General features: G+C 65.1%; 21 protein-coding genes. 13 read left to right on the forward strand and 8 right to left on the reverse strand.

The features are described from left to right. The first annotated feature begins 7 nt into the window (after positions 1 to 7). Entirely contained in the window at positions 8 to 718 is a 711-nt protein-coding gene (gene arsH / locus SGRAN_RS09465) for an arsenical resistance protein ArsH (RefSeq protein WP_067187005.1), read from the forward strand. Positions 719 to 768: 50 nt separating this feature from the next. After that, the gene (locus tag SGRAN_RS09470; protein WP_197717559.1) at positions 769 to 1,194 is read left to right on the forward strand and encodes a hypothetical protein; all 426 of its coding nucleotides are present in this window, start codon (positions 769 to 771) and stop codon (positions 1,192 to 1,194) included. 17 nt (positions 1,195 to 1,211) lie between these two features. On the opposite strand, the gene SGRAN_RS09475 is transcribed toward SGRAN_RS09470, so the two are convergent. The 3 genes from SGRAN_RS09475 to SGRAN_RS22830 all read right to left on the reverse strand — a co-directional run bounded on the left by SGRAN_RS09475 (position 1,212) and on the right by SGRAN_RS22830 (position 4,668). Beyond that, complete coding sequence (locus tag SGRAN_RS09475) at positions 1,212 to 1,628, reverse strand: hypothetical protein (RefSeq protein WP_067182973.1); 417 nt, start codon at positions 1,626 to 1,628, stop codon at positions 1,212 to 1,214. A 131-nt stretch (positions 1,629 to 1,759) separates the two neighbouring features. Then, complete coding sequence (locus SGRAN_RS09480) at positions 1,760 to 3,850, reverse strand: ParB/RepB/Spo0J family partition protein (protein ID WP_067182974.1); 2,091 nt, start codon at positions 3,848 to 3,850, stop codon at positions 1,760 to 1,762. Between the two features lie 410 nt (positions 3,851 to 4,260). Next, positions 4,261 to 4,668 (reverse strand): hypothetical protein, encoded by a 408-nt coding sequence (locus tag SGRAN_RS22830; protein WP_210434220.1) that lies wholly within the window; start codon positions 4,666 to 4,668, stop codon positions 4,261 to 4,263. Positions 4,669 to 5,001: 333 nt separating this feature from the next. Here SGRAN_RS22830 and SGRAN_RS09490 point away from each other — a divergent pair, with 333 nt between their 5' ends. From SGRAN_RS09490 to SGRAN_RS09500, 3 genes are read left to right on the forward strand one after another with little or no spacing between them, the layout of a single operon-like run. Next, positions 5,002 to 6,183, forward strand: a complete 1,182-nt coding sequence (locus SGRAN_RS09490; protein WP_082737188.1) for a Fic family protein — start codon at positions 5,002 to 5,004, stop codon at positions 6,181 to 6,183. 11 nt (positions 6,184 to 6,194) lie between these two features. Further along, on the forward strand, positions 6,195 to 8,078 hold the full coding sequence (locus SGRAN_RS09495) for an SIR2 family protein (RefSeq protein ID WP_067182977.1): 1,884 nt from the start codon (positions 6,195 to 6,197) through the stop codon (positions 8,076 to 8,078). Continuing rightward, positions 8,078 to 9,526 carry an argonaute/piwi family protein gene (locus SGRAN_RS09500; RefSeq protein ID WP_067182979.1) on the forward strand — a complete coding sequence of 483 codons (1,449 nt, stop codon included), beginning with the start codon at positions 8,078 to 8,080 and terminating at the stop codon, positions 9,524 to 9,526. The genes SGRAN_RS09495 and SGRAN_RS09500 overlap by 1 nt, the downstream gene beginning before the upstream one ends. Before the next feature lie 123 nt (positions 9,527 to 9,649). Here SGRAN_RS09500 and SGRAN_RS09505 read toward each other — a convergent pair whose 3' ends face one another. From SGRAN_RS09505 to SGRAN_RS09515, 3 genes are all read right to left on the reverse strand, one after another. Beyond that, positions 9,650 to 11,392: a retron Ec67 family RNA-directed DNA polymerase/endonuclease gene (locus SGRAN_RS09505; RefSeq protein ID WP_082737189.1), complete on the reverse strand. Its 1,743-nt coding sequence runs from the start codon at positions 11,390 to 11,392 to the stop codon at positions 9,650 to 9,652. A gap of 502 nt (positions 11,393 to 11,894) precedes the next feature. Beyond that, positions 11,895 to 13,736: a YadA family autotransporter adhesin gene (locus SGRAN_RS09510; protein WP_067182985.1), complete on the reverse strand. Its 1,842-nt coding sequence runs from the start codon at positions 13,734 to 13,736 to the stop codon at positions 11,895 to 11,897. Between the two features lie 315 nt (positions 13,737 to 14,051). Next, positions 14,052 to 14,924: a Rossmann-like and DUF2520 domain-containing protein gene (locus tag SGRAN_RS09515; RefSeq protein ID WP_067182988.1), complete on the reverse strand. Its 873-nt coding sequence runs from the start codon at positions 14,922 to 14,924 to the stop codon at positions 14,052 to 14,054. 138 nt (positions 14,925 to 15,062) lie between these two features. Between SGRAN_RS09515 and SGRAN_RS09520 the strand changes: the two genes are divergently transcribed. Continuing rightward, positions 15,063 to 16,226, forward strand: coding sequence for an alpha-hydroxy-acid oxidizing protein (locus SGRAN_RS09520; RefSeq protein WP_067182991.1), 1,164 nt, complete (start codon positions 15,063 to 15,065; stop codon positions 16,224 to 16,226). Between the two features lie 173 nt (positions 16,227 to 16,399). Further along, positions 16,400 to 16,687, forward strand: coding sequence for a CtrA inhibitor SciP (gene sciP / locus SGRAN_RS09525; RefSeq protein WP_067109134.1), 288 nt, complete (start codon positions 16,400 to 16,402; stop codon positions 16,685 to 16,687). A 25-nt stretch (positions 16,688 to 16,712) separates the two neighbouring features. On the opposite strand, the gene SGRAN_RS09530 is transcribed toward sciP, so the two are convergent. Then, on the reverse strand, positions 16,713 to 18,470 hold the full coding sequence (locus SGRAN_RS09530) for a GGDEF domain-containing protein (RefSeq protein WP_067187007.1): 1,758 nt from the start codon (positions 18,468 to 18,470) through the stop codon (positions 16,713 to 16,715). A 138-nt stretch (positions 18,471 to 18,608) separates the two neighbouring features. On the opposite strand from SGRAN_RS09530, the gene SGRAN_RS09535 reads away from it, so the two are divergent. The 4 genes from SGRAN_RS09535 (at position 18,609) to SGRAN_RS09550 (ending at position 23,178) form a co-directional block, all read left to right on the forward strand. Then, positions 18,609 to 19,595: a glucokinase gene (locus SGRAN_RS09535; protein ID WP_067182994.1), complete on the forward strand. Its 987-nt coding sequence runs from the start codon at positions 18,609 to 18,611 to the stop codon at positions 19,593 to 19,595. A 71-nt stretch (positions 19,596 to 19,666) separates the two neighbouring features. After that, positions 19,667 to 20,605, forward strand: a complete 939-nt coding sequence (locus tag SGRAN_RS09540; protein WP_067182997.1) for a DUF808 domain-containing protein — start codon at positions 19,667 to 19,669, stop codon at positions 20,603 to 20,605. Between the two features lie 27 nt (positions 20,606 to 20,632). Further along, positions 20,633 to 21,946, forward strand: a complete 1,314-nt coding sequence (locus tag SGRAN_RS09545) for an aspartate aminotransferase family protein (protein WP_067183000.1) — start codon at positions 20,633 to 20,635, stop codon at positions 21,944 to 21,946. Positions 21,947 to 22,098: 152 nt separating this feature from the next. Beyond that, complete coding sequence (locus tag SGRAN_RS09550) at positions 22,099 to 23,178, forward strand: choice-of-anchor A family protein (RefSeq protein ID WP_237234000.1); 1,080 nt, start codon at positions 22,099 to 22,101, stop codon at positions 23,176 to 23,178. A gap of 18 nt (positions 23,179 to 23,196) precedes the next feature. Here the strand turns inward: SGRAN_RS09550 and SGRAN_RS09555 are convergent, their stop codons facing one another. Further along, on the reverse strand, positions 23,197 to 24,426 hold the full coding sequence (locus SGRAN_RS09555) for a sensor histidine kinase (RefSeq protein WP_067187009.1): 1,230 nt from the start codon (positions 24,424 to 24,426) through the stop codon (positions 23,197 to 23,199). Positions 24,427 to 24,575: 149 nt separating this feature from the next. On the opposite strand from SGRAN_RS09555, the gene SGRAN_RS09560 reads away from it, so the two are divergent. Together SGRAN_RS09560 and SGRAN_RS09565 are read left to right on the forward strand one after the other, a co-directional pair. Then, positions 24,576 to 24,992: a hypothetical protein gene (locus SGRAN_RS09560; RefSeq protein ID WP_067183003.1), complete on the forward strand. Its 417-nt coding sequence runs from the start codon at positions 24,576 to 24,578 to the stop codon at positions 24,990 to 24,992. Positions 24,993 to 25,050: 58 nt separating this feature from the next. Continuing rightward, entirely contained in the window at positions 25,051 to 26,052 is a 1,002-nt protein-coding gene (locus SGRAN_RS09565; RefSeq protein ID WP_067109094.1) for a fumarylacetoacetate hydrolase family protein, read from the forward strand. Positions 26,053 to 26,066: the final 14 nt, after the last annotated feature.

Raw genomic sequence — 26,066 nt, forward strand, 5'->3', positions numbered from 1 at the left:
GGATCATATGCCGGCGCTCGACTGCCGTCATATCCACGAGCGGCCAGCCCTCGGGCTTGGTGCGGATAGCCCGCCGCCGCGCATTCTGCTGCTCTATGGTTCTCTGCGCGACCGTTCCTTCTCGCGCCTCGCCGTTGAGGAAGCGGCGCGGCTGCTCCAGTTCTTCGGAGCCGAGACGCGCATCTTCGATCCGTCCGATCTGCCGCTGCCCGATCAGGTGAAGGGAGACGATCATCCCGCCATCCACGAATTGCGCGAACATGCCCTGTGGTCGGAAGGGATGGTCTGGTGCAGCCCGGAACGCCACGGCCAGATCACGGGCATCATGAAGGCGCAGATCGATCATCTGCCATTGGAGATGAAGGGAATGCGTCCGACACAAGGGCGCACGCTCGCGGTGATGCAGGTCTCAGGCGGATCGCAATCGTTCAACGCGGTCAACACGCTGCGCCTGCTCGGCCGCTGGATGCGGATGTTCACCATCCCCAATCAGTCGAGCGTGGCGAAGGCGTTTCAGGAGTTTGATGCGGCAGGCCGAATGAAACCGTCGAGCTACTATGATCGCATCGTCGACGTGATGGAGGAGCTGGTGCGCTTCACGGTGCTGCTGCGCCCGCACACGGCGCAGCTCGTGGACCGCTACTCGGAGCGGAAACAAGCCGAGATCATCGTGAATCCCGCGACCGATCTTTCCTCAATCGCTATCGGCCGAGGCTGATGCCGAAAAGGTGATATAGGTCTGACATGAGCGTCTTCAAGCGACACACTATGACCTATCCGACATTCGGGACGTTGCAATATGGCAGCGGCTATTGGGAGGGAATGGTCGAACTGGAGCCATTCGGCGGTTCGTTTCAAGTGATCGTGCGCGCTACACGCGACGGCCCCTCGGACGCGCAGATTGCTGCGATGTCCCGCGTCATTGCGGATGCCGTCGCGATCAGAAAAGTGGCGACCAAGGAAATGGTCGACGTGCATGAGGAAAGTGAACTTCTCCCTGACGATCTAGGGTCGGATGCCGATGGCATCTGGCGGCACCTTCATCCCTCGCAAGTGGAGGTCGCCGACGAAAGCTACTACGAGGACGGTCGTATCGCGGTCCTCATCATTTTTGAATCGACGCAGCACGGCGATTTCGCGCCTGCTATCGAGACGGCGGACGGCTCCTTCGTGGAAGTGCTCTCGGGAACCTGATCGCCACTCGATCTAGTCTAGGCGCTTGGCGCGTTGGCCGATCCCGCCAGCCGCAACAGCGCCGAGACGCCGACGAACGCGCCGCCGATGATGCAGAAGATTTGCCGCCAGATTTCAGACGGCACGGCTTCCTTGGTGACGCCGTGGACGAGCGCATAGCCCGCGACGGCGGCGGGCGCGGCGAAGACCAGCGCCACGATCAGGCGCAGGATCGGTGAGCGCAGCGTGTCGAACAACAGCGCCAGCACGCCGAAGGCGGCGACGGCGGCGACAAAACCGACAAGGCCCGCGCCGATGAATCCCGCGCCGGTGTGATAGGCGAACTGCGCGGCGGTGACGCCGAGCATGAAGGGCAAGGCGTAGGTGGCGAGCGTATAGGCCAGGACGCAAAGCCCGGCGATCAACACGACGCTCATCAGCATGACGGCAACCATGGTTCTCCTCCTTCATGGTGGTTGCGACCGTGGCGACGGTCGAGGTGATCGGGCCGCGCGACGGCGCGGCCCGCGATTTTTTCGGATGGAAAGAAAGCCGGGGCCCCTTGCGCGCCCCCGGCCTGCCTTCTTCATTCCGCTGCGATGGCGAAATGGTCATCATGGGCTTCCTGCGAGAGGACAGGCTCGACGGGTGCGAGGGCGAAGGTCTCGGCCTGCCGGTCGAGCCAAGCGGGACGCGCGGTGCGCAGCACGGGCGGAAGCCAGCCGGTCCCGGCCAGAAGCTGCTCGGCGGCTTCGGCCATCGCCACCTTCTTCTTGTCCGCGATCCGCTCCGCTGCCTCGTCGCCAAGGGCTTCACGAACAGCGGCAAGGATATGGGCCTTGGTGATGCGCCCGAAGTAGCTCCGCACGGTCGGCGTCCAGTGCGCCGTCATGTCGAGCGTCACCGCCGTCGCCAGCTTGTCCGCCGTTTCATGGGCGCGGCGCTTGCTGGTTTCCCACGGCAGTTTCACCGCATTGACGGTCAGCGAGGCGCAATGCGCGAGCAAGGCCATGAGGCTCGCATGGTCGAGACCGGCGACGAAGCTCCAAAGGTCGGCCACATCGCGCGGCATGTCCGTCGCCCATCCGGCATGGCGGTCGTTCAGCATTTTCGCCGCCGCCGTATCCTCGATGCCGTCCGCGTGGGCGGGGAGGTAATTGCTCGTCGGGCTGATTTCGAGGCAATGGGCCGTGCTGCCGCCTCGATAGAAGGTCTGCGCAGCCAGCGTGTGGATGACGGCGATCAAGGCCATATCCGGCTGCTCGCCAAGGGCGAGGCGCAGGCCAAGGGTGCGGTGTGCTGTCAGGTCGCGAATGAGGGAATCGGGCAGCGGCTTGCCCGCATCCCCGGCTTCTTCTTCCGGCTCGGCTTCGGCTTCGGAGAGGTCATCGCCTTCGCCGTCACCGTCGAGGATTTCGCCGTCACCGTTGACCCGCACCCCGTCAATGATGGTTTCGCCATCCTCTGCGGTTTTCGCTTCCGGCTCCGGTGCCTCGTCCTCGGCGCGAATGAAGCCGCGCTCGATCCGAACATCGCCGCTAGGGCCGACGACGACGAACGCGCCGCCGCGCGCGATCTCGTCGGGATCATAGGCATGGCGCTTGGCGTCGATCCGCTCGATCTCGGCTTCGAGCTCCGCGAACCGCGCATCCACCTCGGGCGGGAGGTCAATATCGGCATCCTCCCATTCCGCATTCAGGCGCTCAAGCTCGTCCTGCGCGGCGTCGTAGGCGGCGGCGTCTTCCTCCGAAAGCTCCACGGAATGCGGATAGACGCGGCGCATCCCATGCGCATGAGGGAAATCGAGATAGCCGGCGGTCCACTTCCAGCCTTCGGTCTCCCGCACCTCGGCGGCGATCCGTTCCAGCTTCTCGACGGCCAGCCGGTCCAGCAACGTGGGGTCTTCAAAGAAGCCGCCGCGATCCTCGGTGAACAGGTCGCGGATGATGTTGCCGCCTGCCTCGGCATAGGTTTGCGCGCCGACGAAGACCGCGCGGCGATCCGTCGCCGCGACGTTCATCTTGGTTAGGTCGCGCCGGATGATGGAGGGATCGCGGTTGTAGGACAGATTCTCATAGACGTGTTCCTGTCGAGCGTGATCGTCGGTGATGGCGAAGGCCATCAACTGGTCCAAGGTCAGTTCGCCGTCGCGATAGACCTGCAACAGCTTGGGGCTGACCGCGCCGAGCCGCATCCGCTGCTTCACCACATGGGCGGTCACGCCGAACCGGGCGGCGATTTCCTCCGCGCCCCATCCCCGATCCTCCGAAAGCTCGCGGAAGCGCTCGAACTGGTCGGCAGGGTGCAGGTCCTCGCGGGTCACGTTCTCGTCGAGGCTGATTTCCGCGGCGTCATTCGCCGTGTCGATGACGCAGCGGATCGGCTCGGTCTTCTTGATCTCCTTGCGCTTCACGCGCAGCATCTGCGCCAGCCTGCGGCCTTCCCCGATGCTGACGAGGTAGAAGCCGGTCGGCGCACCCTCTGCGTCCGCTTCCGGCTCCACCACCAGATTTTGCAGGATGCCCTTGGCGGCAATGCTCGCCGCCTTCGCCTCGATAGACGCCTCGCTGTGCGGGGTCTTGCGGGCATTCTTCGGGTGCTTCTTGAGCTTGTTGAGCGGGATGAAGACGGTCGCGCCGTGTTCGTCGGTCGGGGTGTTGGTTTCGGTCGTGGTCATGGTCTTTCTCCTATGGGCTTGGGTTGAAGCGCAGCGCTGCGCTGCAACCCTGCCCGTCGGCGAGACCGGGGGGTGCAAGGTGCAAGGGCGACCGGGACGGAGGGGGATCACCCGGCCTGCACAAGCGGATCGAAGCCATGGCGAGAGTGGGAAACACGCATCCGCGCGGAAGGCTGGGAAGACCGTCCCGGTCGAGCGCCGGCGATCCCTTGCGCCGCGCCAGGGGGCAGAGCCCCCAAGCAACCGGCCCGGCCGGAGCGGAGCGGCGGCCGGGCGAAAGGACCGGATCAGGATGTGAAGGCCGATTGGTCCCGAACACCTCCATCCTGATCTCCATCTGATTTTGTGACGGTGCGACCATGCGAAAGCGCCCCGCCTGCAGCTTGCAGGCGGGGCGCGATGACGATGGTTCAATCGGTGACGATCCTGTCTTTCGGGGGAGTATGACCAAGTTCAACCGCCTTGCGACGCTGGGCGGTCGTCAATGCACTCCAGAAACGGTGGATGCGTGCGGTCGGCATCTGTCTCAGATCATCGATATGCTGGGCACGACGAAGTTCGATCTGGAAGAACGACGGATGATGGTCGATGTTGAAGGCCTGAAGCTTCCAGAACACGACTGCGGCGTATTTCGGCGTAAGCTTCTTGTTCTTCCGATAGTAGTCCAGAGCGCCAGACAGGATCGGATTGCTCTCTTTCGCGGCAAGCCGCTCAAGCGTGCGGATATAGGATTCCAACTGCATCTGCTGGGTCAGCTTGGCGAGGTGGCTCTTTGCCTCGGTTGGAGATAGGCGCTGGCCTTTCTCGATGACCGCCACATCGAATTGAAGGATGCAGTGGGAGCCGACCCAAAGCGTCGCATCGGTATAGTGATTGGCGATCTCGAAGTGATAGCGAAGGTCTTGCTGGCCGCAGAGTTCACAGGTCTCGATGGGTTACTCGTGATCGACCGTGTTGTCGGTGAAGGACCACTCATCAAACGCAGCCGGCAAGGTTCCCGCCGATGAAAGCGGAAGAATACTGTCACGAACCCGTTGGGTGTACCCGCCCATGATGGTGCCGCCGATTATTTAAGAGCGCTTACCTTAGCTCAACCGCTATTTAAGCCAAGCGCCAATTGCTTAAATAACGCGGCACCCGCATAATGGGGCATGCCCGAATCAGCTTCCAACCACCGGCTAGGCCGCTTTGTAGAGACTCCTGTTGCGGGCGAAATAGTGCGCGCCTTCGTGCCCCCCTCACTGCCACCGGAACCGTCGATTGATGTCCTCGCTCTGCTAGAAAAGCTGAGTTTGGCGGAGCGGGCTTTGGGACGCTTGGACGGCATCACCATGCTGCTGCCACGCCAGGAACTGTTCCTCTATATGTACGTGCGGAAGGAAGCCGTCCTTTCGTCCCAGATAGAAGGAACGCAATCGACCCTTTCGGACTTGCTCCGCTTCGAAACCGAGGCGCAGGCTGGCCAGCCGATCGACGATATCCGCGAAGTCTCGAACTACGTCGATGCGATGATGTATGGGCTGGAGCGTCTGGAAGACCTGCCGCTGTCGCTCCGTCTGATCCGCGAGATGCACCAACGGCTGCTACAGAGCGGGCGCGGCGGCACGAAAAATCCCGGCGAGTTTCGGCGGTCTCAGAACTGGATCGGTGGCTCACGTCCAGGCAACGCACTTTTCGTGCCGCCGCCGCCGACCGAGATGGATGGTTGTCTCGATGCGCTTGAGCGATTCATGCACGAGGATGGTTCGCGTTTGCCCGCCCTCATCAAGGCCGGGCTGCTGCATGTCCAATTCGAGACCATCCACCCTTTTCTGGACGGCAACGGCAGGATCGGCCGCTTGCTGGTGACGTTGTACCTGTGCGTCAACGGCGTGCTGCGCAAGCCGCTGCTCTATTTGAGCCTCTACTTGAAAACTCATCGCGCCGACTATTATCGACTGCTTCAGGAGGTGCGCGAGCACGGGGCATGGGAAGCCTGGCTCGATTTCTTCCTCACCGGCGTTGCGGATACGGCCAATCAGGCGTTCGAGGCCGCTACCCGTATTGTCGATCTGTTCAAGGAAGACCGCGAGCGGATCACGGCTGAGAGCGACCGGGCAGGCTCCGCATTGCGTATCCACGATCTGTTTCAGCAGAACCCGTTCCTGACAGCCAACCAGCTCGTCCAACAAACAGGGCTTTCTGCTCCGACCGTAAATGCGGCACTCGCCGATCTGGAACGGTTCGGCATCGTTGAGGAAATCACCGGGCGCAAACGGGGCCGCGTGTTCAGTTACCGGCGATATCTCGCCATTTTGAGCGAGGGAACCGACCCGCTCCCCACCATGGCCTGAAGGGGGAGTCAGTGCCAATAAAAACGATATCCGCTGCCCAATTCGCGACCGCCTTCGATCTTAGGCCAAATCTCGTGGCATGGTTCCTTGGCGCTGGCGCATCGGCCGCCTCCGGCATTCCGACCGGCTATGCCATGATCCGCGATTTCAAGGCGCAAATCTTTTGCCGTGAGACGAACCTGTCAAAGCGGGAGATCGATACGGCTGATCCAGTGTGGATCGACAGGATCGATGCCTTTTTCCGGCAAACGTCACTGTTGCCGCCTGACGGCGATCCTACGGAATATGCCAAGGCTTTCGAAGCGGTGTATCCAGAAGCCCGGCATCGCCGGCAATATATCGACGATGCGATCTCCAAAGGTACTCCCTGTTTTGGTCACAAGGTACTTGGCAGTCTTATGGCTGCCGGCAAGGTCGATTGCGTTTTCACCACGAACTTCGATCCGCTCATCGAGGAGTCGGCGCTTTCGGCAAACGGGATTCTGCCAGTAGACAACCAGAACCGTCCGACTGTGGCGGCGATCGATTCTGCCGACCGTGCCATGCGGTGCCTCAATGAATCGGACTGGCCGTTGGTCGCTAAGCTCCACGGTGATTATCAGTCGATCGCGATTAAGAACACGGGATCGGAACTGGAGGAACAGGACGCCCGAATGCGGCATGTGCTGGTGGAATCCGGCAAGCGCTTCGGAATGATCTTCGTCGGCTATAGCGGACGCGACGCTTCGATCATGGAGGCGCTGAACACGGTTCTCGATGCGCCGTCGCCATTTCCGAACGGAGTGTACTGGCTCACCTCTTCAGCTTCGCGTTTACTGCCCGCAGTGATCGAATTCCTAGAGCGCGCCGAAGCGGCTGGCGTGGACGTGGCCGTCGTTGAGTGCGCTACCTTTGACGAACTGGCTGCCGATATCATCAAGGTAACCGATTTACCCAAGCCGCTTCATGATCGGGTGATGGAAGGGCGACCTACGCCGCGTCTCGTACCCGTTCAGATTCCACATGCCAAAGCCCGCGCCTTCCCAGTGCTGCGCTATTCGGCAATTCTGCTCCAGTCGATGCCGGCCGCAGCCAGACGCATCAGGCTGAGCCAATCGACGACGTCGGCAGAGGTGCGCGAGATCTTCAGGGCGAAGGGATGTCGCGCAACGGCGGCCGCTTTGGGGCGTGAGCTAGCGGCGTTCGGTCGGGACCAAGAAATCCTGGATGCCTTGGCTCCGCTCAGCCCATCGCTCGCTGGAACGATCGACCTGGATCCGGTCGCCGATAGCTGGGCGATGGGATTGTTATACGACACGCTCGTGCGATCTCTCGCCCGACAGCGCCCGCTCATCCCACGCTACAGACGTTCGGGCCATTCGCTCGTCGTTGCGACACCGCGCGACGGCGATGATCCTGATCGAACGCGGCGTCAGCAGCAAATCCTATCCCGGCTGCGCGACGCCTACGGCACCAGCCTGTTTGGTACAGTGCCCAAGCTTGGCTTCCCGTTTCAGGAGGGGGTCCACCTCAAGCTGGAACAAGTCGATGGAAAGTGGTGGTGCGGCTTCGAGCCTTACACGTTCGTCCAGTTGCCCCGACAAGATACGCCACAAACGGAAGGTGCGGAGAATCTGGTCGCGCAAGAAGCTGCGGCTGAAATGGGCATGCAAGCCGAACAACGGGGTGATCCTGCCGGTGACTGGCGCCGCGAACGATGGGCCCCGCGATATAATAGGAATTGGGCCAGCATTATTGGGGCCTGGGCCCAGCTTCTGACCGAGACGGGCGGCACGCTTAGAAGCGCTTTCGGACTCGAAGATGGCTCTGGCATTGACGCCGTGTTCACGGTGTCACCCGTCACAGGGTTTAGCCGACCGTCGCATCACCATACCTACTTCGACAGGAGCAAATGATGGCGAACCCAGCCCTCTCCGAGCTGCCGCCATTCACGCTCTTGGATGAGCCAAACCTGTCGTTTTCGCCATCCGACGCCACCCAGGTAGATGTCCATCCGTTGCGCGGCCTCCTGAACTTCGGACCGTATTCGAAAGGATCGTTTAGCGGATACACTCCCCGCATTCGAATCGCGACTGTTGGCCCGGAGAGCGCTTTCCATCGTCGTGGCGATCTGATGAAGCTGTTGCGCGGCGTGCATCGGCCTTCCGACCGATCAGAATATGTGCCGGAATATCCTGGTTTTGAGCGTCTGTTCCGCGTGGCACTTGATCCCGCGCCAGCGAGCGCGCACATCAAGTGGCCTGAACGCCTCGACCAGTTGCCGGGTGACGGCAACGCGCAGCATCGCCTATACCTTGCAATGGATGCCGCGCTCCGCCGCCTTGACGCCGTTCGCAACGAGTTCGACGTTGTGCTGGTCCACTTTCCCGACAACTGGGACACGGCGACACGCGGAAAATTCTTTGACGCACACGACGTGCTGAAGGCTCTGGGCGCGAAGTATAATATTCCGACCCAGGTTCTGAACGATCGCGTCTTCACCTTCAGCTTTAAGGCCTCGCTCGCGTGGCGTCTTTCAACTGCGCTGTATGTGAAGGCTGCGGGTACGCCATGGAAGCTCGCGCCGCTGAAGGGTGTGCCGGCGGACACCGCCTACATCGGATTGGCTTATGCCCTGCGCGGTGACCAACAAGACGCGCATTATGTGACGTGCTGCTCGCAGGTCTTCGATATGGACGGTGGCGGCATGCAGTTCGTCGCGTTCGAGGCGCGAGACCCGGTGGCCGACGTGGCCGAAGCCCGCCGGAACCCCTTTCTAAGTCGCGACGACATGCGCGCGGTCCTCGCCCGTAGCTTGGAACTCTATCAGGGGCGCAATGGTGGCAACCTACCAAAACGCATGGTCATTCACAAAACGACCGCCTTCAAGGAGGCAGAAATCGAGGGCGCGTTCGACGCGCTTACCGGTGTAGCCGAAATCGAGTGTGTCGAGGTCAGCTCGGCGTCGTGCTGGCGAGGCGTCTGGCTCATCAAGTCGGGAGTAGAGAAGCCGCCGTCAAAACCGTCGGGATTTCCCGTACCGCGCGGGACGATGGTGATTCGCACGGGCAATTCTGCCTTGGTATGGGTGGCGGGCAATGCTCCCGAGGTTTCAACCAAAGGTGATTACTATCAGGGCAAGAAGAGCATCCCCCGGCCGCTGCAGCTGATCCGTCATGCTGGCAGCGGTCCGCTGGAATTGACCGCTCATGAGGCGTTGGCATTGACTAAGATGGACTGGAATAATGACGCACTATACGACCCGGTGCCGGTCAGCATTCGTTACTCACAGAAACTAGCGCGCACGATCGCGAATGTCCCCGACCTGCCTCGGAACGTCTATCCTTATCGTCTATTTATGTAATAAGCCTGCGCCCGAACCCAAGAGGGATTTTTCCGATAGATATCGACTTATCGTCTACTAACGTACTTATCGTTCATAAATCGTTGACTCATTGCCAACCAAAACCATCAACATTATGACCGCTTAAGGTGGCGGTGGATTGGCTGCGTAGTCATTTAGAGCCGCGACAATGCGATCAAGCAAACCCGAAAATTTTGAAAAGTCGATTGTGTCTTTCTGCGGCTGCACAACCTTTTCGGCAAATCTCTGCTTTCCATATTTCCCAGGCTCGCCATGCTTTTTGTTGGCGTCGAACTTTTTACCGTCGATTTCCGTTTTCAGCAGCGCCGGATCAAATAGGTCTTCGATACAACTTTTGCCCTTGGAGCCGATCTCCGGGGTCTTGATGAGATAGAGATTGGGGCCGAGCCGGTAGAAGGCGTCCGTGGAGGTGAGCGAAATTCCAGCGGCACCATGCCCCTTGGCAGCGCCGAAAATTTCCTTGGCGCCATCGTCGTTGTCGATCAGCACAATCACCGGGTTGGGCAAGGGTCGATGACGGTATTGTTTCAGCGTCTCTGGATACTTCCTGATGAAATGGAAGAGGTCGCCCGCCCCGTTGCCAAGCTGAAGCACGTCATGCACGGTGCTCGAAAAGTTCATGAACTTGAGCGCGGGTTTGAATTTCGCCTTATCCATCGTGCCTAATTGCGGGTGATAGGCAGTGAGCTTTTCCATTGCCGCTCGAAGATAGATCGAGTCCGTCTTGCCTTCGGGGATGATGAGCGCCTTGGGGGCGACGACGAAATTTCTGTAGAAAAGAAATCGGTGATAGAGTTTACGTGTCGCTGTAGCCGTCAGCTCTTTCTTCTTTTCAGCGGAAGGCCGTTGATCGACCTGATCGCGCACATGGTAGACATGGCCAAGCATCCCTTGCAGCGGCGCGAGCGACGTTGCTGGCTTCTGCACATCGGGATCACCTAGCTTGCCGCCCACCAAAGCGGCAGGCACCACACGATAGTAGCTCCCCTTGTTGAATAGCGACCAGCACATCGCTCGGACGGTGCGATAGTACTCTGGCAGAATGTTAGGCTTTTCGTTGACCAGCAGGCCGGTCGTCACCTGACGCGATCCACGATATTGCATCCGGGTCTTGGCTGGATTGATCACGAAGCCAGCTTTGCCGACCTCTTTGAGCAGCGCCGCGCCTAGCGTCCACTCGTGCTCCGATCCAACGATAGGGGCAGCAACGTCACTAGGAAATGTCTTGGCGTTCGTGGAGAAAGTGATGTCATCGGCATAGCGTGAATAGGTGCACTTCTGCGCTTTAGCGAAGCGGACGAGCCGAATATCGAGAAGGTGGCCAACGATGTTCGAGATGACGGGCGAGCAAGGGCTGCCTTGCGGCAACACATCTTCGTGACAAGCGATCTGCGCAATCAGGGTCGCGATCTTCGGTTCCAGCCCGAAGCGCTTGTCCTTTATGAACATACCGCGCACACGGCCGAAGTTGATCGAGGGGAAGAAATCCTTGAGGTCGAGGTTCAGCACATAGCGTCGCCGCCTGTGAGTATTTGCGTTGGTGACAATCGACAAATGCTTGGCGAAGCCGTGCGACAGATGCCGGCGGGGCGGCCCCGCTTTGTCGATGTCCGCCAGCGCTAGATAGAGGACGTTTGCGAGACGACGCTGGAGCAGCTTCAATTTGGGTGTCGGCGCCAGAATCTCTCGCGGCGTCCCGTCGCGCTTCGGAATCGTGAAAGCAATATATTTCTGCGCGGTGGGCAGGTGATAGAGGAGGTAGGCGAGTGCCGCTGGTTTGTACCCTAGGATCGCGGCTAGGTCGTCGAGCGACTTAGCCGATTGTAGTTTCGCCAGACTCGACACTCCGCCCCCCTAAACTGGCGGCTTACAGGCACTCCTATGCGATCGATCGATCGTCCGCTCAGCCGTAAAGCTGCAATAAGGGTAGATGGAAGCATCACTGCCCAACATCAATGTCTTATATCGCGATACGCGATAACAACTCTGCCTGTAAGCCTACGGCGTTTCTCGCCGAAACCGTTGAGATTTTCAAGAGCTGTCCAGCGATCGAGGTACGGCCTTTTGAGCCGAGTTCCTTGGCTGCTTCTGAACCTCGGCAAGCGCCGCGTCACGTGGCTGAATCCACTGCTAACCCGATTTCCGACCAAAGGAGGGCCTTAGAGGGCTATGGAGGAGATGTAGTTGTCATCATCGCTCGGTGCGGCGCGCCATTTCCGAACAGCATCACGAACACAAGGCTCGGCGGCCGGGAAATTATCCCGTTCAGGCTGAACCGGCTCCCACGTCCGCCCTGTTTTGATTGGGGTGGGCCCTGGCCTTGCGCAAGGCCAGGGCCCATCCTCCCCTACATGCCGAAGGCTATGCCGACGCGCCCGCCGGTCGAGCCCTTGACGGTGGACCCCGCAAAGCCGCCGCTGATATAGACGCGCGGCGCGGCGCGGACGACCACGGCGCCGGAAAAGCCCTGTTCGCCGCGATAGGTCGCGAGGTTGAACGAGACCGAAACATCGCTGTCCGGCACGATCATCGTACCCCCCAGCGCCATCGCCGTCGCGATGCCGCCGTTGGCGCGCCGAAATCCCTCTGTGGAGACGCTTTCGAGCGCGTGGACGCGGCTGTCCAGTTGCGACACGCCATCGTCGATCGCGGCGATCGCCGATCCGACGTCATGATAGGCGGCTCCCCCGACCATATAGGTCGGCGCGGCCATCGCCCCGCTTCCCACGTCATAGGCCGCCCCGCCGCCCAGCGCGGCCGTGACCGCGGTGGCGGCCCTGTTCACCTGGCCCACATTGACCGCGTCGGTGGCCGTCGTGCCAGCCGCAACGTTGACGACGCGCCGCTCCGCGCCCGCCGCGCCGACCGAAGCGACATTGTCCTGATCGGCGACCGACCCGGCGCCCAGCGCCACGGCATTGGTGCCGGTCGCCGACGCCGCATTGCCCAGCGCGACATTGCCGTCGCCTTTCGCGACCGACCGGTTGCCGAGCGCCACCGCGCCGTCGCCGAATGCGGTGTTGTCCGCGCCGATGGCGACGGCCCCGGTGCCGCTCGCGACATTGGGATCGCCGATCGCCACCGCGCCATCGCCCGACGCCAGTTGTTGAAAGCCGATCGCGACTGCCTTGCCGTCGCTGGCCCTGGAACCGGCGCCGATCGCCACCGCCGCGCCGCTGTCGGCCGCGGCACCGGTGCCGATCGCCACGCTGTTGATCTCGATACCCTTTGCACCGAAACCCAGGGCGACCGCCTGAATATCGGCGACGGTCTGAGGGCCGATGGCGATGCCGCCATTGCCGTTGGCCATGCTTTGTCGGCCCAGCGCGATGCTGTTGTTGCCGCTGGCCTCAGCGAAAGTGCCAAGGGCGGTGGAGCCATCGCCAATGGCCTTGGCCCCATATCCCGCGGCGGTCGCGCCGCCAGCGCCGGAGGCCTTTGCGGTGCCGAGCGCGGTGCCGGTCGCCTGCGTGACCTCCGCCCCATATCCCAAGGCCGAGCCAAAGTCGGCGGCTTTCGCGTAGAAGCCGAACGCCGCGGCGTATTCGCCGGCGGTGCTGTTGGTGCCGACGGCGGCGCCATATTTATCAGCTTCGGCCGCGCTGCCGACGGCGACGGCACTGTCTCCGGATGTGGCGATGCTTCCCAAGGCGACACCCCCAACGCCGGTTTGCGCGGTGGTACCGATCGCCGTGCCGTCTTTTTCAGCCCGGCTGTCGGCGCCAAGCGCCATGGCGCTCGCGCCGGCGGCCACAGCGTGGTAGCCGAGCGACGTGCTCGATTCGCCTTGCGCCACGGCCAATCCGCCCACGGCGGTACCATAGGCGCCGACGACATTGGCATTGGAACCCAGCGCGGTATCGCCTTCCTTGTTGGCATAGGCGCCGGATCCCAGCGCCGTGCTTTCCACGCCGGTTGCATAGGCTTCGGTGCCCAGCGCCGTTGCGCCCTTGTTGTCGGCATAAGCACCTGCGCCGACCGCTGTCGCCAGGTCCGCGTCGACGCGCGCCGATTCGCCGATGGCCGTCGATTGCGCTCCGCTCGCTACGCTGTTCGCGCCGCATTCGGTCGATTGGGTCCCGCTCCCGACATTGCATTCGGGCGTGGGGTCGGCCCACGCGGGCGCGGGGAGGGCGATCGCCAGGGGCGTGGCGGCCAGGAGCAGGGTCGAAATACGCGTCTTGTGCACGGTCAGGGTCTCCTTGTTATGGGACCGTGAGATGTGCGTTGAACCGTGCCTTTTCGGCCCGGCGACCCTGTTGCATCGTCTCTCGCGGCGGCTATGTGCCCTTGCCGATTGCCATGCCCGCCAGCGTCCGTCTTGGACGGCGCGGAACACGGCACGGACGGTGCGGAACAATGCCGAAAACAATTGATGACCGGCGCAATAGGTAAGCCGTCGATCGTTAGTTGTTTCTCACCGTGAAAAACGGGCCGGGATAAGTAGTCGTCCCCATTTTTCCCTATCTGCGGCCGACCGCACGGCTTTCCGGCCGGTCTGCCATCAGTTCAGCAGGGTGCGGATCGCCGGCGAAGCGGCGGCGAGGCCGTCGCGCTCCATTTCGTCGAGCGTGGCGCGCGCCATGGCGCGATAGGGGGCGCCCAGCCCCGGGCAATCGGCGTCGATCGCGGCGAGGTGCCGGGCGATCGTGTCGCCGTCGCCGCGCAGCAGCGGCCCCGACAGCGCGGAAAAGCCGTGCGCCAGACTGTTCTCCAGCGCGGCGCGGACCAGCGGCGCCAGCATCGCCTCGGGCGCGTCGGCGCCTGCGGTGCGCAAGGCCTGCGACGCACCGGCGAGCAATGTCACCAGATGGTTGGCGGCGTGGCAGAGCGCGGCATGGTAGAGGGTGCGCTGCGCCTCGTCGATCTCGACCGCGGTGCCGCCGAGCCGTTCGATCACCCCACGGGCGCGCGGCAGCGTCGCGGGGTCCGAAACCGTGACCGCGAAATGCGCGGCCGCCATCCGCTCGATTTCGGCGCGCGGATTGCCGGTGAAGGTCATCACCGGATGGATCGCCGCGATCTGTGCTCCCGCTGCCGCCAGCGGATCGAGAATCGCCGCGCCGCTGCGGCCGCTGACGTGAAAGACGAAGGGCGCATGCGGAGGCGCCAGATCGCGCGCCAGCCCGGCCGCGATGGCCGCAACCGCGTCGTCCGCGACCGCGATGACGATCAGGTCGCACGCTTCGGCGATCTCGCGCAGGTCGGTGGCGGCCGCGCCGGCAGCCTCCCGGGCGAGGGCCTCGGCCTGCTCCCGCGAGCGGCCCCAGACGAGCGGCGGCCGGTCGGCATAAGGGGCAAGCGCCAGCATCAGCGCATGCGCCACCCGGCCGGTCCCGATGATTCCCAGGCGGCGGCAAAGGCGTTTGTCGGTCATGCATTCGTCCCTAGCGCGCCGGCGCGCGGGCGGCCATGCCGGATCGGATCATGACGCCGCAATGCAATCCATGCATGGACGCGCGCGGCGCGATCGGCTTATCATCGGCGTCGATCAACGAAAGGGGACAGGGCGGCCATGGCGCACTACGGCGATTTTCAGCACGAGATCTATTTCGGCGGGCTCAGCGGCGTGCTGCCCAAATATCCTGTCGATTTCGCGGGGCTCGAGGCGCGCGCGCAGGCGGCGATGGCGCCGTCGCTGCTCAAATATGTCCAGGGCGGCTGCGGCGACGAGTTCACGCAGGACAGCAATGCCTCGGCCTTTCGGCACTGGGGCATCGTGCCGCGGATGATGGTCGATTGCTCGGTGCGCGACCTGTCGGTCGATCTGTTCGGCATGACGCTGCCGACGCCGCTGTTCATGGCGCCCATCGGGGTCACCGGCCTTTGCACGCAGGACGGGCATGGCGACATCGCCGCCGCGCGCGCCGCGGCGCTGACCGGGGTGCCGCTGACCGCCTCGACGCTGTCGAACGATCCGATGGAGGACGTCGCCGCGGCGATGGGCGACACGCCGGGCTTTTTCCAGCTCTATACCCCGAAGGACAAGGACCTGGCCGAGAGCCTCGTCCACCGTGCCGAAGCGGCGGGATACAAGGCAATCATCGTCACGCTCGACACCTGGGTGACGGGCTGGCGGCCGCGCGACCTCAACGATTCGAACTTCCCGCAGCTGCGCGGGCACGTCCTGTCCAACTATTGGTCCGACCCCCGCTTCCGCACGATGGTTGGCCGCCCGCCCGAACAGGATGTGCGCACCGGCGTGATGACCTGGGCGGGCACCTTCGGCAAGGTGCTGACGTGGGACGACATGCCCTGGCTGCGCTCGCTGACTACGCTGCCGATCGTCCTCAAGGGCATCTGCCATCCCGACGATGCCCGCCGCGCGATCGATAGCGGCGCCGACGCCATCTATTGCTCGAACCACGGCGGGCGGCAGGCGAACGGCGGCATCGCCGCGATCGACATGCTGCCCGACGTCGTCGCGGCCGCCGGCAGCACGCCGGTGCTGTTCGATTCGGGGGTCCGGTCGGGCAGCGACGTGGCGAAGGCGCTGGCGCTCGGCGCGACCGCGGTCGGCGTCGGACGGCCGTACAGCTATGGGCTGGCGCTGGGCGGTGCCGAAGGCGCGGCGCATGTGCTGCGCTCGCTGCTGGCCGAGGCCGACCTGCTGATGGCGGTCGACGGCTATCCGACCATCGCCGCGCTGCGCGAAGCCGGGGCGCGGCGCCTGCCCTGACGGCAATGGGGCGTGCCGAACGCGGAACGTCGGTCCCGGCGCGACGGATCGTGCCCGGCCCGCGACCGGCCGCCGCGATCGCCTAACCCTTCCTTTACGACGATCGGATAGACCGGGTTCGGGAAAACGCGGGGGGCGCCATGCGGCCGAAGGCCGCCGAACGGAGTGTCGTGGTGCTCGAAAATCAGAAGATTCGGCCGGCATCGGTGATCGGACCGATGGGCAGTGAGTTGACGCTGGCGGATTTGCCGAAGCGCAACACGCGGCGTTGGGTCAGCCGCCGCAAGGCGGAGGTGGTCGCCGCCGTCGAGGGCGGGCTGATCACGGTCGACGAAGCGTGCGAGCGCTATAATCTCAGCCTTGAGGAGTTCGCCTCGTGGCAGCGGGCCTACGACCGCCTCGGCGTTCGGGCGCTGCGCGCGACGCGCGTCCAATATTATCGGGAGAAGTTCGGCCTCTGACGGCCGACTCCCGGCCGACGCGCGCTCAGCCCAGCGGCACGGCTTCGCGGTCGGGCAGGTCGGGCTTCGGTCCGCCGCTTTCGGCATGGCGCTGCAGCACCACTTGGTCGCGCCCCGCATGCTTCGCTTCATAGAGCGCGTCGTCGGCGATCTTGTACAGCCGCTGGAAATCGCACGCGGGACGGACCTCGGCGACGCCGATGCTGGCGGTGACGGTCCGGTCGCCCAACGACGCGCTATGGTCGCAGGCGGCGATCTCCCGCCGGACGCTCTCGGCGAAGCGGTCGAGCGCTATGCCCTCCATCCCGATCGTCAACAGGCCGAATTCCTCGCCGCCAAGGCGCGCGACAGTGCAGATCGAACCTTCCCATCGCGCGATCCGGCGCGCGATCCGGCATAGCACCACATCGCCGATATCATGGCCATGGACGTCGTTGATCGACTTGAAGCGGTCGATGTCGACCAGCAGCAGCGCCGCCGGCAGGTCGTCCGCGCGCGCGCGGTCGAGCAGCGGCGTGACGCTTTCGATGAACCCGCGGCGGTTGGGAAGACCGGTCAGCGGGTCGCGGCGCGCCAGTTCGCGCGCCTGCGCCTCGGCCGCGCGTGCGTGATCGCGCTCGATCCGCAGCGAGGCCAGCCGGCGGGTCGCGGCGGCGGACAGCCACAGCGCCTGCCAGGTGGCGGCGAGCAGCACGGCCAGCTTGGAGCCGCCGCCCCAGAAGCCGTTCTCGACATCGACGAGGTGGATGAAGGCGAGCACCGCCATCGGCAGGCACCAGGCAGCGGCGAAATCGCGCGCCTCGATCGAACCGCGCCGCCAGCCCCAGCCAAGGCAGATCGCGACGGCGGCGAGGTTGCCGAGGATGGCGAGGCCCAGCACGTCGCCCCAATAGCCGAGGTCGCCGGACCGCATCAGCGCGAGCGGTATGCCAGCCAGCCCGACGCCGGCCCCGAGCGCCAGCGTTGCCCGGCGCAACGCGGCGGGAACGCCGCTGCGATCGAGCGCCGTCACCGCGCTCGCGGTGGCGACCGCGATCGCGAGGCAGGCGAGGAAAGTGCAGAGCTGGGCCGAGACGGTGCCCGCCATGAAGGGGAGCAGCGCCAGATGAATCTGCGACCACAAGGTTCCCCACAGAAGCATCGTCGCCGCCCACGCGGCCTGCCAGGCGAGATACTGGCGCCGCACCGCGACGGCGAGCGACAGGCTGTAGATGCCGCTGACGAGCAGGAGCATCAGCGCGGCGCCGGTCGCCGCCGCCATGCCAGCCGCCTGCATACTGCTCTGGTCGCGCGACAGGATATGGGCGCGCACCAGGTCGTGGGCGGCGAGCCGGTCGAAGCGCATCGTGATCGCCGTCACCGACGCGGGGCGGTCGGGTGCCTCGAACACGATCTGCCCGCCCGCGCGCCAATGCGAGCCATAGTCGCCCTGCCGGACCTGCTGCCAGCGCACCGCGCCGTCGGCATAGGAAAAGGCGACCGCGAGCCGGTCGAAGCGCGAATGATGCACCATCAGCGCGACCGAACGCTGCCCGCTGGCCCATTGCCGGTGGTCGGACCGCAGCCACAAGCTGTCGTGCTGATACCCCGCCGGCGCCCCGCTGCACGAAAAGCGAAGCGTCGGCAGGCTGGCATCCGCCGATTCGATCGGGCTGACGGCATGGCAGAGCGATTGGTTGAGCCGGAGCACCTCCGCGCTCGCGGGCGCGGCGCCGCACAGCGCGGCGAGCGCCGCCACTGCGAGCAGCAGCCGGGCGCAAGCGCGAATCGAAAGGTCCGTCATCGCCTCCATCGCGAACCCTATGGCATCAATGTCTTGGGAAAGCTTTACCAACGGAACGCATGTTGCGTCGACGGGCGTCGTGCGCCATCGCGGATCGCGATCCGCCGCCGGCCGGGCAAAGCGAGGACAGGACAAGGGATGACCGAACGCATCGTCGCGATCGATATCGGCGGCACGCACGCGCGCTTCGCGATTGCGGCGATTGCCGCTGGCCGCGTCGTTTCGCTGGGGCAGGCGGTGACGCTGCGCACCGCGGATCATGCGGGGCTGGAGGGTGCGTGGCAGGCGTTCGCGCGCCGGCTGGCCGAACCGCTGCCCCGCAGCGCCGCGATCGCCGTCGCGGCGCCGACGCAGGGCGACATCCTGCGCTTCACCAACAATCGCTGGACGATCGGCCGCGATCGAATCGGGGCTGACCTGGGCCTCGATCATTGCCTGTTGCTCAACGACTTCGAAGCGATCGGCCATGCCGTCGGCCAGGCGGAGGAATCCTGGTTCGAACCGCTCGCCGGGCCGGATATTCCGCTCCCCGCACGCGGCACGATCAGCGTCATCGGGCCCGGCACCGGCCTTGGCGCCGCCTATCTGTGGCGCGACGGCGACATCTGTCGCGTGCAGGAGGCGCAGGGCGGTCATATCGGCTTCGCGCCCTGCGATGCCGTCGAGGATGCCATCCTCGCGCATTTGCGCCAAAGATACGGCCGCGTCTCGGTCGAGCGCGTCGTGGCGGGGCCAGCCATCGTCGGCATCTATGAAATGCTCGCCGCACTCGACGGGCGCGCCGTTCCGCCGCTCGACGACCATGCGCTGTGGGCGCGCGCGCTCGGCGCGGAAGACGATCTCGCGGTCGCCGCGGCGGATCGTTTCTGCGCGATGCTAGGCAGCGTCGCGGGCGATCTCGCGCTGGCGCATGGCGCCGGTGGGGTGGTCGTGGCGGGCGGTCTCGGCCTGCGCATCCGCGACCGGCTCGTCCGTTCGGACTTTTCCGGGCGTTTCGCCGACAAGGGGCGGTTTGCCGGGATCATGGCGGCGATCCCGGTCAAGCTGATCACCCATCTGCAGCCGGGGCTGTTCGGCGCCGCCGCCGCTTTCGCGCGCCGCCATGCCGGTGATTCGCGGCGATAAGGCAAAGGCTTGTCGAAGCGTCCCCTTCTTCTTTACACCGCCAGCACACCCATCGAAGGAACCAGACGTCCATGCCATCCGGCCTCTTTGCCCTGCTCGACGACGTCGCCACCATCACCAAGGTTGCGGCGGCGAGCATCGACGATGTCGGCGCCGCGGCGTCGAAGGCGGGAGTGAAGGCGGCGGGCGTGGTGGTCGACGATACGGCGGTGACGCCGCGCTACGTCACCGGTTTCACCCCCGATCGCGAATTGCCGATCATCTGGCGGATCACCAAGGGATCGCTGTTCAACAAGCTGGCGCTGATCCTGCCGGTCCTGCTGCTCCTGTCGACCTTCGCGGAGTGGGCGATCACGCCGCTGCTGATGCTGGGCGGCAGCTATCTGTGTTTCGAAGGAGCGGAAAAGCTGCTTCATGCGTTGCGGAAGGATACGACCAGCCTCGACGAGGACGCGGCGATCGTCGCGGACGCGGATCACGAAGAACGGATGGTGAAGGGGGCAGTGCGCACCGACTTCATCCTGTCGGCAGAGATCATGGTGATCGCACTCAACGAAGTGCTCGACGAACATCTCGCGATGCGCGCCGCGACGCTGGCGATCGTCGCCGTTGCGATCACCATCGCCGTCTATGGCGTTGTCGGGCTGATCGTGAAGATGGACGACATCGGATTGCACATGGCGCGCAACGGCAGCGCGGCGAGGCGGGCGATCGGGCGCGGGCTGGTGACGCTGATGCCCCGGCTGCTCGCCGCCCTTGCGACGATCGGCACCGCGGCGATGCTGTGGGTCGGCGGCCAGATCGTGCTGCACGGGCTCGATGAATATGGTCTTGGCGCGATCGGCCATGCGCTTCATGATGGCGCCCATGCCGTCGCGGGCGGCCTCCCGGCGGCGGGCGTATGGGAATGGCTGATCAACGCGGCGGGAGCGGGCCTGTTCGGGGTGCTGCTCGGCAGCGCGATCGCCGGGGCGCTGCACTTCGTTCCGGGCAAGCGGGCGGAGCACTGACGGCAAAAGGCGAAAGGCGGCTGGGCGATGCAAGGCGACAATGACGGGCTGGCGTCCTTCTGGATGCCCTTTACCGCGAACCGCGCCTACAAGGCGCACCCGCGCCAGATCGTCTCGGCGAGCGGCATGCATTACCAGAGCGGCGACGGGCGGACGATCCTCGACGGCACCGCGGGGCTGTGGTGCAGCAACGCCGGACACTGCCGGACCGAAATCGCCGCGGCGATGGCCCGGGCGGCCGCGACGCTCGATTTCGCGCCGACCTTTCAACTCGGCCACCCCGCCGCCTTCGAACTGGCGCAGCGGCTGGCCGCGCTGATGCCGCCGGGGCTCGACCGCATCTTCTTCACCAACAGCGGTTCGGAATCGGTCGACACCGCGCTCAAGATAGCGCTCGCGGTGCAGCGGGCGCGGGGGCAGGGGACACGCACCCGGCTGATCGGGCGCGAGCGCGGCTACCATGGCGTCGGCTTCGGCGGCATCAGCGTGGGCGGCATCGTCGGCAACCGGCGTGCCTTCGCCCTGTTGCCCGGCGCCGACCATCTGCGCCACACGCACGACCCCGCGCGCAACGCCTTTTCGCGCGGTTTCCCGCCGCATGGCGCCGAACTGGCCGACGACCTCCAGCGTCTCGTCGACCTGCATGGAGCGGAAACGATCGCGGCGGTGATCGTCGAGCCGATGGCGGGGTCGACCGGCGTCCTCCTCCCGCCCGTCGGTTATCTCGAACGGCTGCGCGCCATCTGCGACCGCAACGGCATCCTGCTGATCTTCGACGAGGTGATCACCGCCTTCGGGCGCGTCGGCGCGGCGACCGCGGCGCAGGCGTGGGGCGTGACCCCCGACATACTGACGATGGCAAAGGGGCTGACCAACGCCGCCGTCCCGATGGGTGCGGTCGCGGTGAAGCGCGAGTTGCACGACGCGGTGATCGAAAGCGCCCCCGGCGGCATCGAGCTGGCCCATGGCTATACCTATTCGGGCCATCCGCTCGCCTGCGCGGCCGGGCTGGCGGCGCTCGACCTCTATGCGCGCGAGGGATTGTTCGAACGGGCCGCCGAACTGGCGCCCTATTGGGAGGCGGCGGCACACGGCCTGCGGGGGCGCCGTCATATCGTCGATATCCGCACCATCGGCCTTGTCGCGGGCATGGAGCTCGAACCGCGCCCCGACGCGCCGACTGCGCGCGCGATGGAACTGTTCCACCGCGCCTTCGACGCCGGTCTGCTGGTCCGCGCGACCGGCGACATCATCGCGCTGTCGCCGCCGCTGATCGTCGAGAAGGCGCAGATCGACCAGATGTTCGGGATGCTCGGCGAACTGCTCGACACCATCGCCTGAAATCGGCGCGATATCGTGAATTTACCACGCCTTGCGGTCTGCGCCTCGACCCTGTTCCGGATTGGGACAGCGCCGCGATAGGCAAGGCGCGTGAAATCGGCTAAGGGCCTCGCCGCATTCGGCAAATTCCCTTTTCCAGACAGGTTTTCAGAGTGTCCATTGCCTTTCGGCCGCTCGTCGCGACGGCTATTTTCGCGGCATCGCTGGCGGTTTTGCCCGCCCTTGCGCAATCCTCGTCACCCATTACCGGCCTCGACGCCCTGCGCGAGTGGAATCTTGTCGTTCTCGGCAATCTCGAATCCTCGTCAGAGGTCGAAGGGCGGACCTTCGTCGGCGGCAACCTGTCGGGGAATTCGTCCAACTATGCGATCCGCCCGCTGGCGCAATCGACGTCCGGCCAGCCCGGCCTGACCGTCGTCGGCGACGTCAACGGCGGTCACAAGAATCTGAACAACGGCTCGGGCGCGGTCGTCGGCGGCAATGTGAACAGCGGCTTCAACCTCAACGGCGCGGCGCAGACGGTGAAGGTGGGCGGGACGATCAGCAACACCAACGTCAATCAGAACAAGGTGTTGTCCGGCCTCGGCAACAGCGATCCGGCCTTCGTGGTCGGCCTGCAGCAGCAGAAGGAACAGCTCGTCTCCAGCCTCGACCGGCTGTCGTTCGACATGGGGACGCTGACATCGAACAGCCAGTTCGCCGTCCAGGGCAATCGCGGCGTCTTCACGGCAAAGCCGAATGCCGATGGGCTGGCGGTATTCGAGATCAGCTCGGCCGACCTCGACAAGATCGGCGAAATCCAGTTCGCTCTTAACGGTGCCGACACGGTCGTCGTCAATGTGAGCGGCCGCAATATCCTGCTCAACGACAATTTCCTCGGCGGCACCAACAACCTTGGCGAGCATGTGATCTGGAACTTCCCCGATGCCGAGAATATCCGCGTGACGACCGCGTGGGGCGGTTCGATCCTCGCGCCGTCCGCCGATGCGGAAACCGGGAACTACATCCAGGGCTCGGCGGTCTTCGGCAATCTGAAGCAGAATGGCGAGATGCATATCGGCACCTACAAGGGTGGGAATATCGGCACGCCGGGGGGCGGATCGTCCTCGGGCGGGTCTAGTTCGGGCGGCGATCCGGTTCCGATCCCCGAACCGGGTCTGTGGGGCCTGTTCGCGCTGGGCGTCGGCGGTCTGATCTATGCCCGCCGGTTTCGGCGCCGCCGCGACGGCTGACGACCGCCCCGAAGCGTTTCAGGCGGCGAGCGGAAAGACGACCGACACGCGCGTGCCTTTGCCGGGCTCGCTCGCGATGTCGAGTTGGCCGCGATGGCGCTCGGCGATGTGCTTGACGATCGCGAGCCCGAGCCCGGTGCCGCCCACCGAGCGGCTGCGCGCCTCGTCGACGCGATAGAAGCGCTCGGTCAGGCGGGGCAGGTGATCGGGCGCGATGCCGTCGCCCTCATCGCTGACCGACAGGCGCACCCGGCCCTCCTCGGGGATCAGCTCGACCGTTACCGGCGTGCCCGCGCGGCCGTATTTCAGCGCATTGGAAATGATGTTATGCACCAGCTGCGCCAGCTGCGCCTCGTCGCCGAGCACCGGTACCGCGGCGTCGCCGGGCAAGGCAATGATGTCTTTCGGCCGCGCTTCCTCGCTGTCCTGCAACTGCGCGATCGTCGTCCGCACGATCGCCGCGAGATCGACCGGCGTCGTGGGGCGGCGAAAGCGATCGGCCTCGACCCGCGAGATCGACAGCAGGTCGATGACGAGCTGCTGCATCCGCCGCGCCTCGCGTTCGATGATCGACAGGAAGCGGCGGCGCGTCGGCACGTCGGTTTCGCCGGTCAGGTCGTGCAGCGTCTCGACATAGCCGAGGATCGCCGCGAGTGGGGTGCGCAGCTCATGGCTGGCGTTGGCGACGAAGTCGGACCGCATGCGATCGGCGGCGTCGATCGCCGACCGGTCGGACAGGAAGATGATGCGGTCGCCCTCCGACAATTCGGCGATCCGCAGCGTCCAACGCTGGCCCGACCGGGGAAAATCGACGAGGTCGATCGGCGGCGGCGGGCTTGCGCCGTCCGCCGCCGCCAGCCCTTCGGTCGCGGCGGGATGGCGGATCGCGGTCCGGATGTCGGCGCCGACGATATGCCGGCCCAGCAGCCGGACCGCCGCGTCGTTGGCGATGGTGACGACATTGTCGGCGGTTCCGATCAGCGGCTCGCGCTCCTGGTCGGCCCAGTGGGCGAAATCGGGGTGCCGCAACAGCGACGGCGGCGGTGCTTCGGGTTCGGGCGTGCCCGTTCCGCCGTCGAAGTCGGGCGGGGGTCCCGGTACTGCGGCATGGACGATGGCGGCGGCGGCGGCGCCCGCTGCGGCCAGAAGCGTGATGGTCAGGGCATCGCCCCCGGCCAGTCCGGCGAAGATCGCCGCGACGGCGACCAGCGTCAATGCGATGACGAGGCTGGACAGGCGGTCGAACATCGGCACAGCGCCTCGCACGAAGCGCAGGCGCCCGCAAGGCCGTTTGCGCCGGTTACGCTTGCGCCCGCCCCTGTGCCAAAGCGGGATGCCGAATGCGGGGGGCCGGTCTTTTGCTTTTCCTCCCGCTCCCTATCGGGTAAGGGCGGAGCATGGAAAACAGCGAGATTCCGGGCCACGAGCCGGCAGATGGCGCCGATGAGGCCGTTCCGACGCGCCGCCGGATGCTGGCGCTCGGCGCCGCGGGCGTTTCGGCCGCGCTGACGATCCGTCCCGCCTTTGCGCAGACCGCCGTGTCGGTGATGAATTGCGAGATACCGGTTCCCGGCCCGACCGGCGCCGGTCGCTATATCGATCCCAACGGCAAGCTCGTCCCGCCGGGGACGAAGGGCGCCTTTCCGGGGTCGCCGCGCCCCTTCACGGGTGAACAGGTCAAGCGCGCCTTCCGCGGCCAGACGCTGCCCGGCGCGACCTACGACCAGTCGCAGGCCTATCTGCAATATATCCGGCGCTTGCAGGCGGGACAGAGCGGCTTTACCTGTTTCGCATCCATCCAGATGCCGCGCTGATCGTCGCTTGCCCTGTGGGCGATGATGCTTCGGCCGCATCGCAGACAAAGGGACCGATGTGAAACTCGCTTCGCTCAAAGCCGGCCGCGACGGCCGACTGGTCGTCGTTTCGGACGATCTTGCCTGGTATGCGGACGCCGGAGCGATCGCGCCGACGCTGCAGGCGGCGCTCGACGACTGGGCCGAAGCGGCGCCGCGGCTGAAGGCGCTGGCCGACGACGTCAATCACGAAGCGATCCCGCGCGAACGGTTCCACGAACGCGACGCCGCCTCGCCGTTGCCGCGCGCCTATCAATGGGCCGACGGCAGCGCCTATGTGAACCATGTCGCGCTCGTCCGTCAGGCGCGCGGGGCGGAGATGCCCGAAAGCTTCTGGCACGACCCGTTGATGTATCAGGGCGGCAGCGACGCCTTCCTCGCCCCGCGCGACCCGATCCCGCTCGGCGACCCTGCATGGGGCTGCGACATGGAGGCGGAGGTGGTTGTCGTGACCGACGACGTGCCCGCCGGCATCGACGCGCAGGCGGCACGCGACAGGATCCTGCTCGTCGGCCTGACCAACGATGTTTCGCTGCGCGGGCTGATCCCACCCGAACTCGCCAAGGGGTTCGGCTTCTTCCAGTCGAAGCCATCGAGCGCGATGTCGCCGGTGTTCGTGACGCCCGATGCGCTCGGCGACCGCTGGCGCGACGGCAAGCTGCACGGCACGCTGTGCGTCGACCTCAACGGCCAGCCGCTCGGCCGCGCCGATGCCGGGGTCGACATGACCTTCGATTTCGGCCGGCTGATCGCCCATGCGGCCCGGACGCGCCATCTGGGCGCCGGGACGATCATCGGGTCGGGGACGGTTTCGAACCGCGATGCCGACGGCGGTCCGGGCAAGCCGATCGCCGAGGGCGGGCTCGGCTACAGCTGCCTTGCCGAGGTGCGGACGGTGGAAACCATCCGCGGCGGCGCGCCGGCGACGCCCTTCATGCAGAAGGGCGACACGGTTCGCATCTGGATGGACGACGAGCGCCACCACAGCATCTTCGGCGCGATCGAGCAGACGGTCGCCTGACCGCCGGGGAAGCG

It is taken from the genome of Sphingopyxis granuli, assembly GCF_001559015.1.
In the GTDB taxonomy this organism is placed as follows: Bacteria; Pseudomonadota; Alphaproteobacteria; order Sphingomonadales; family Sphingomonadaceae; genus Sphingopyxis; species Sphingopyxis granuli.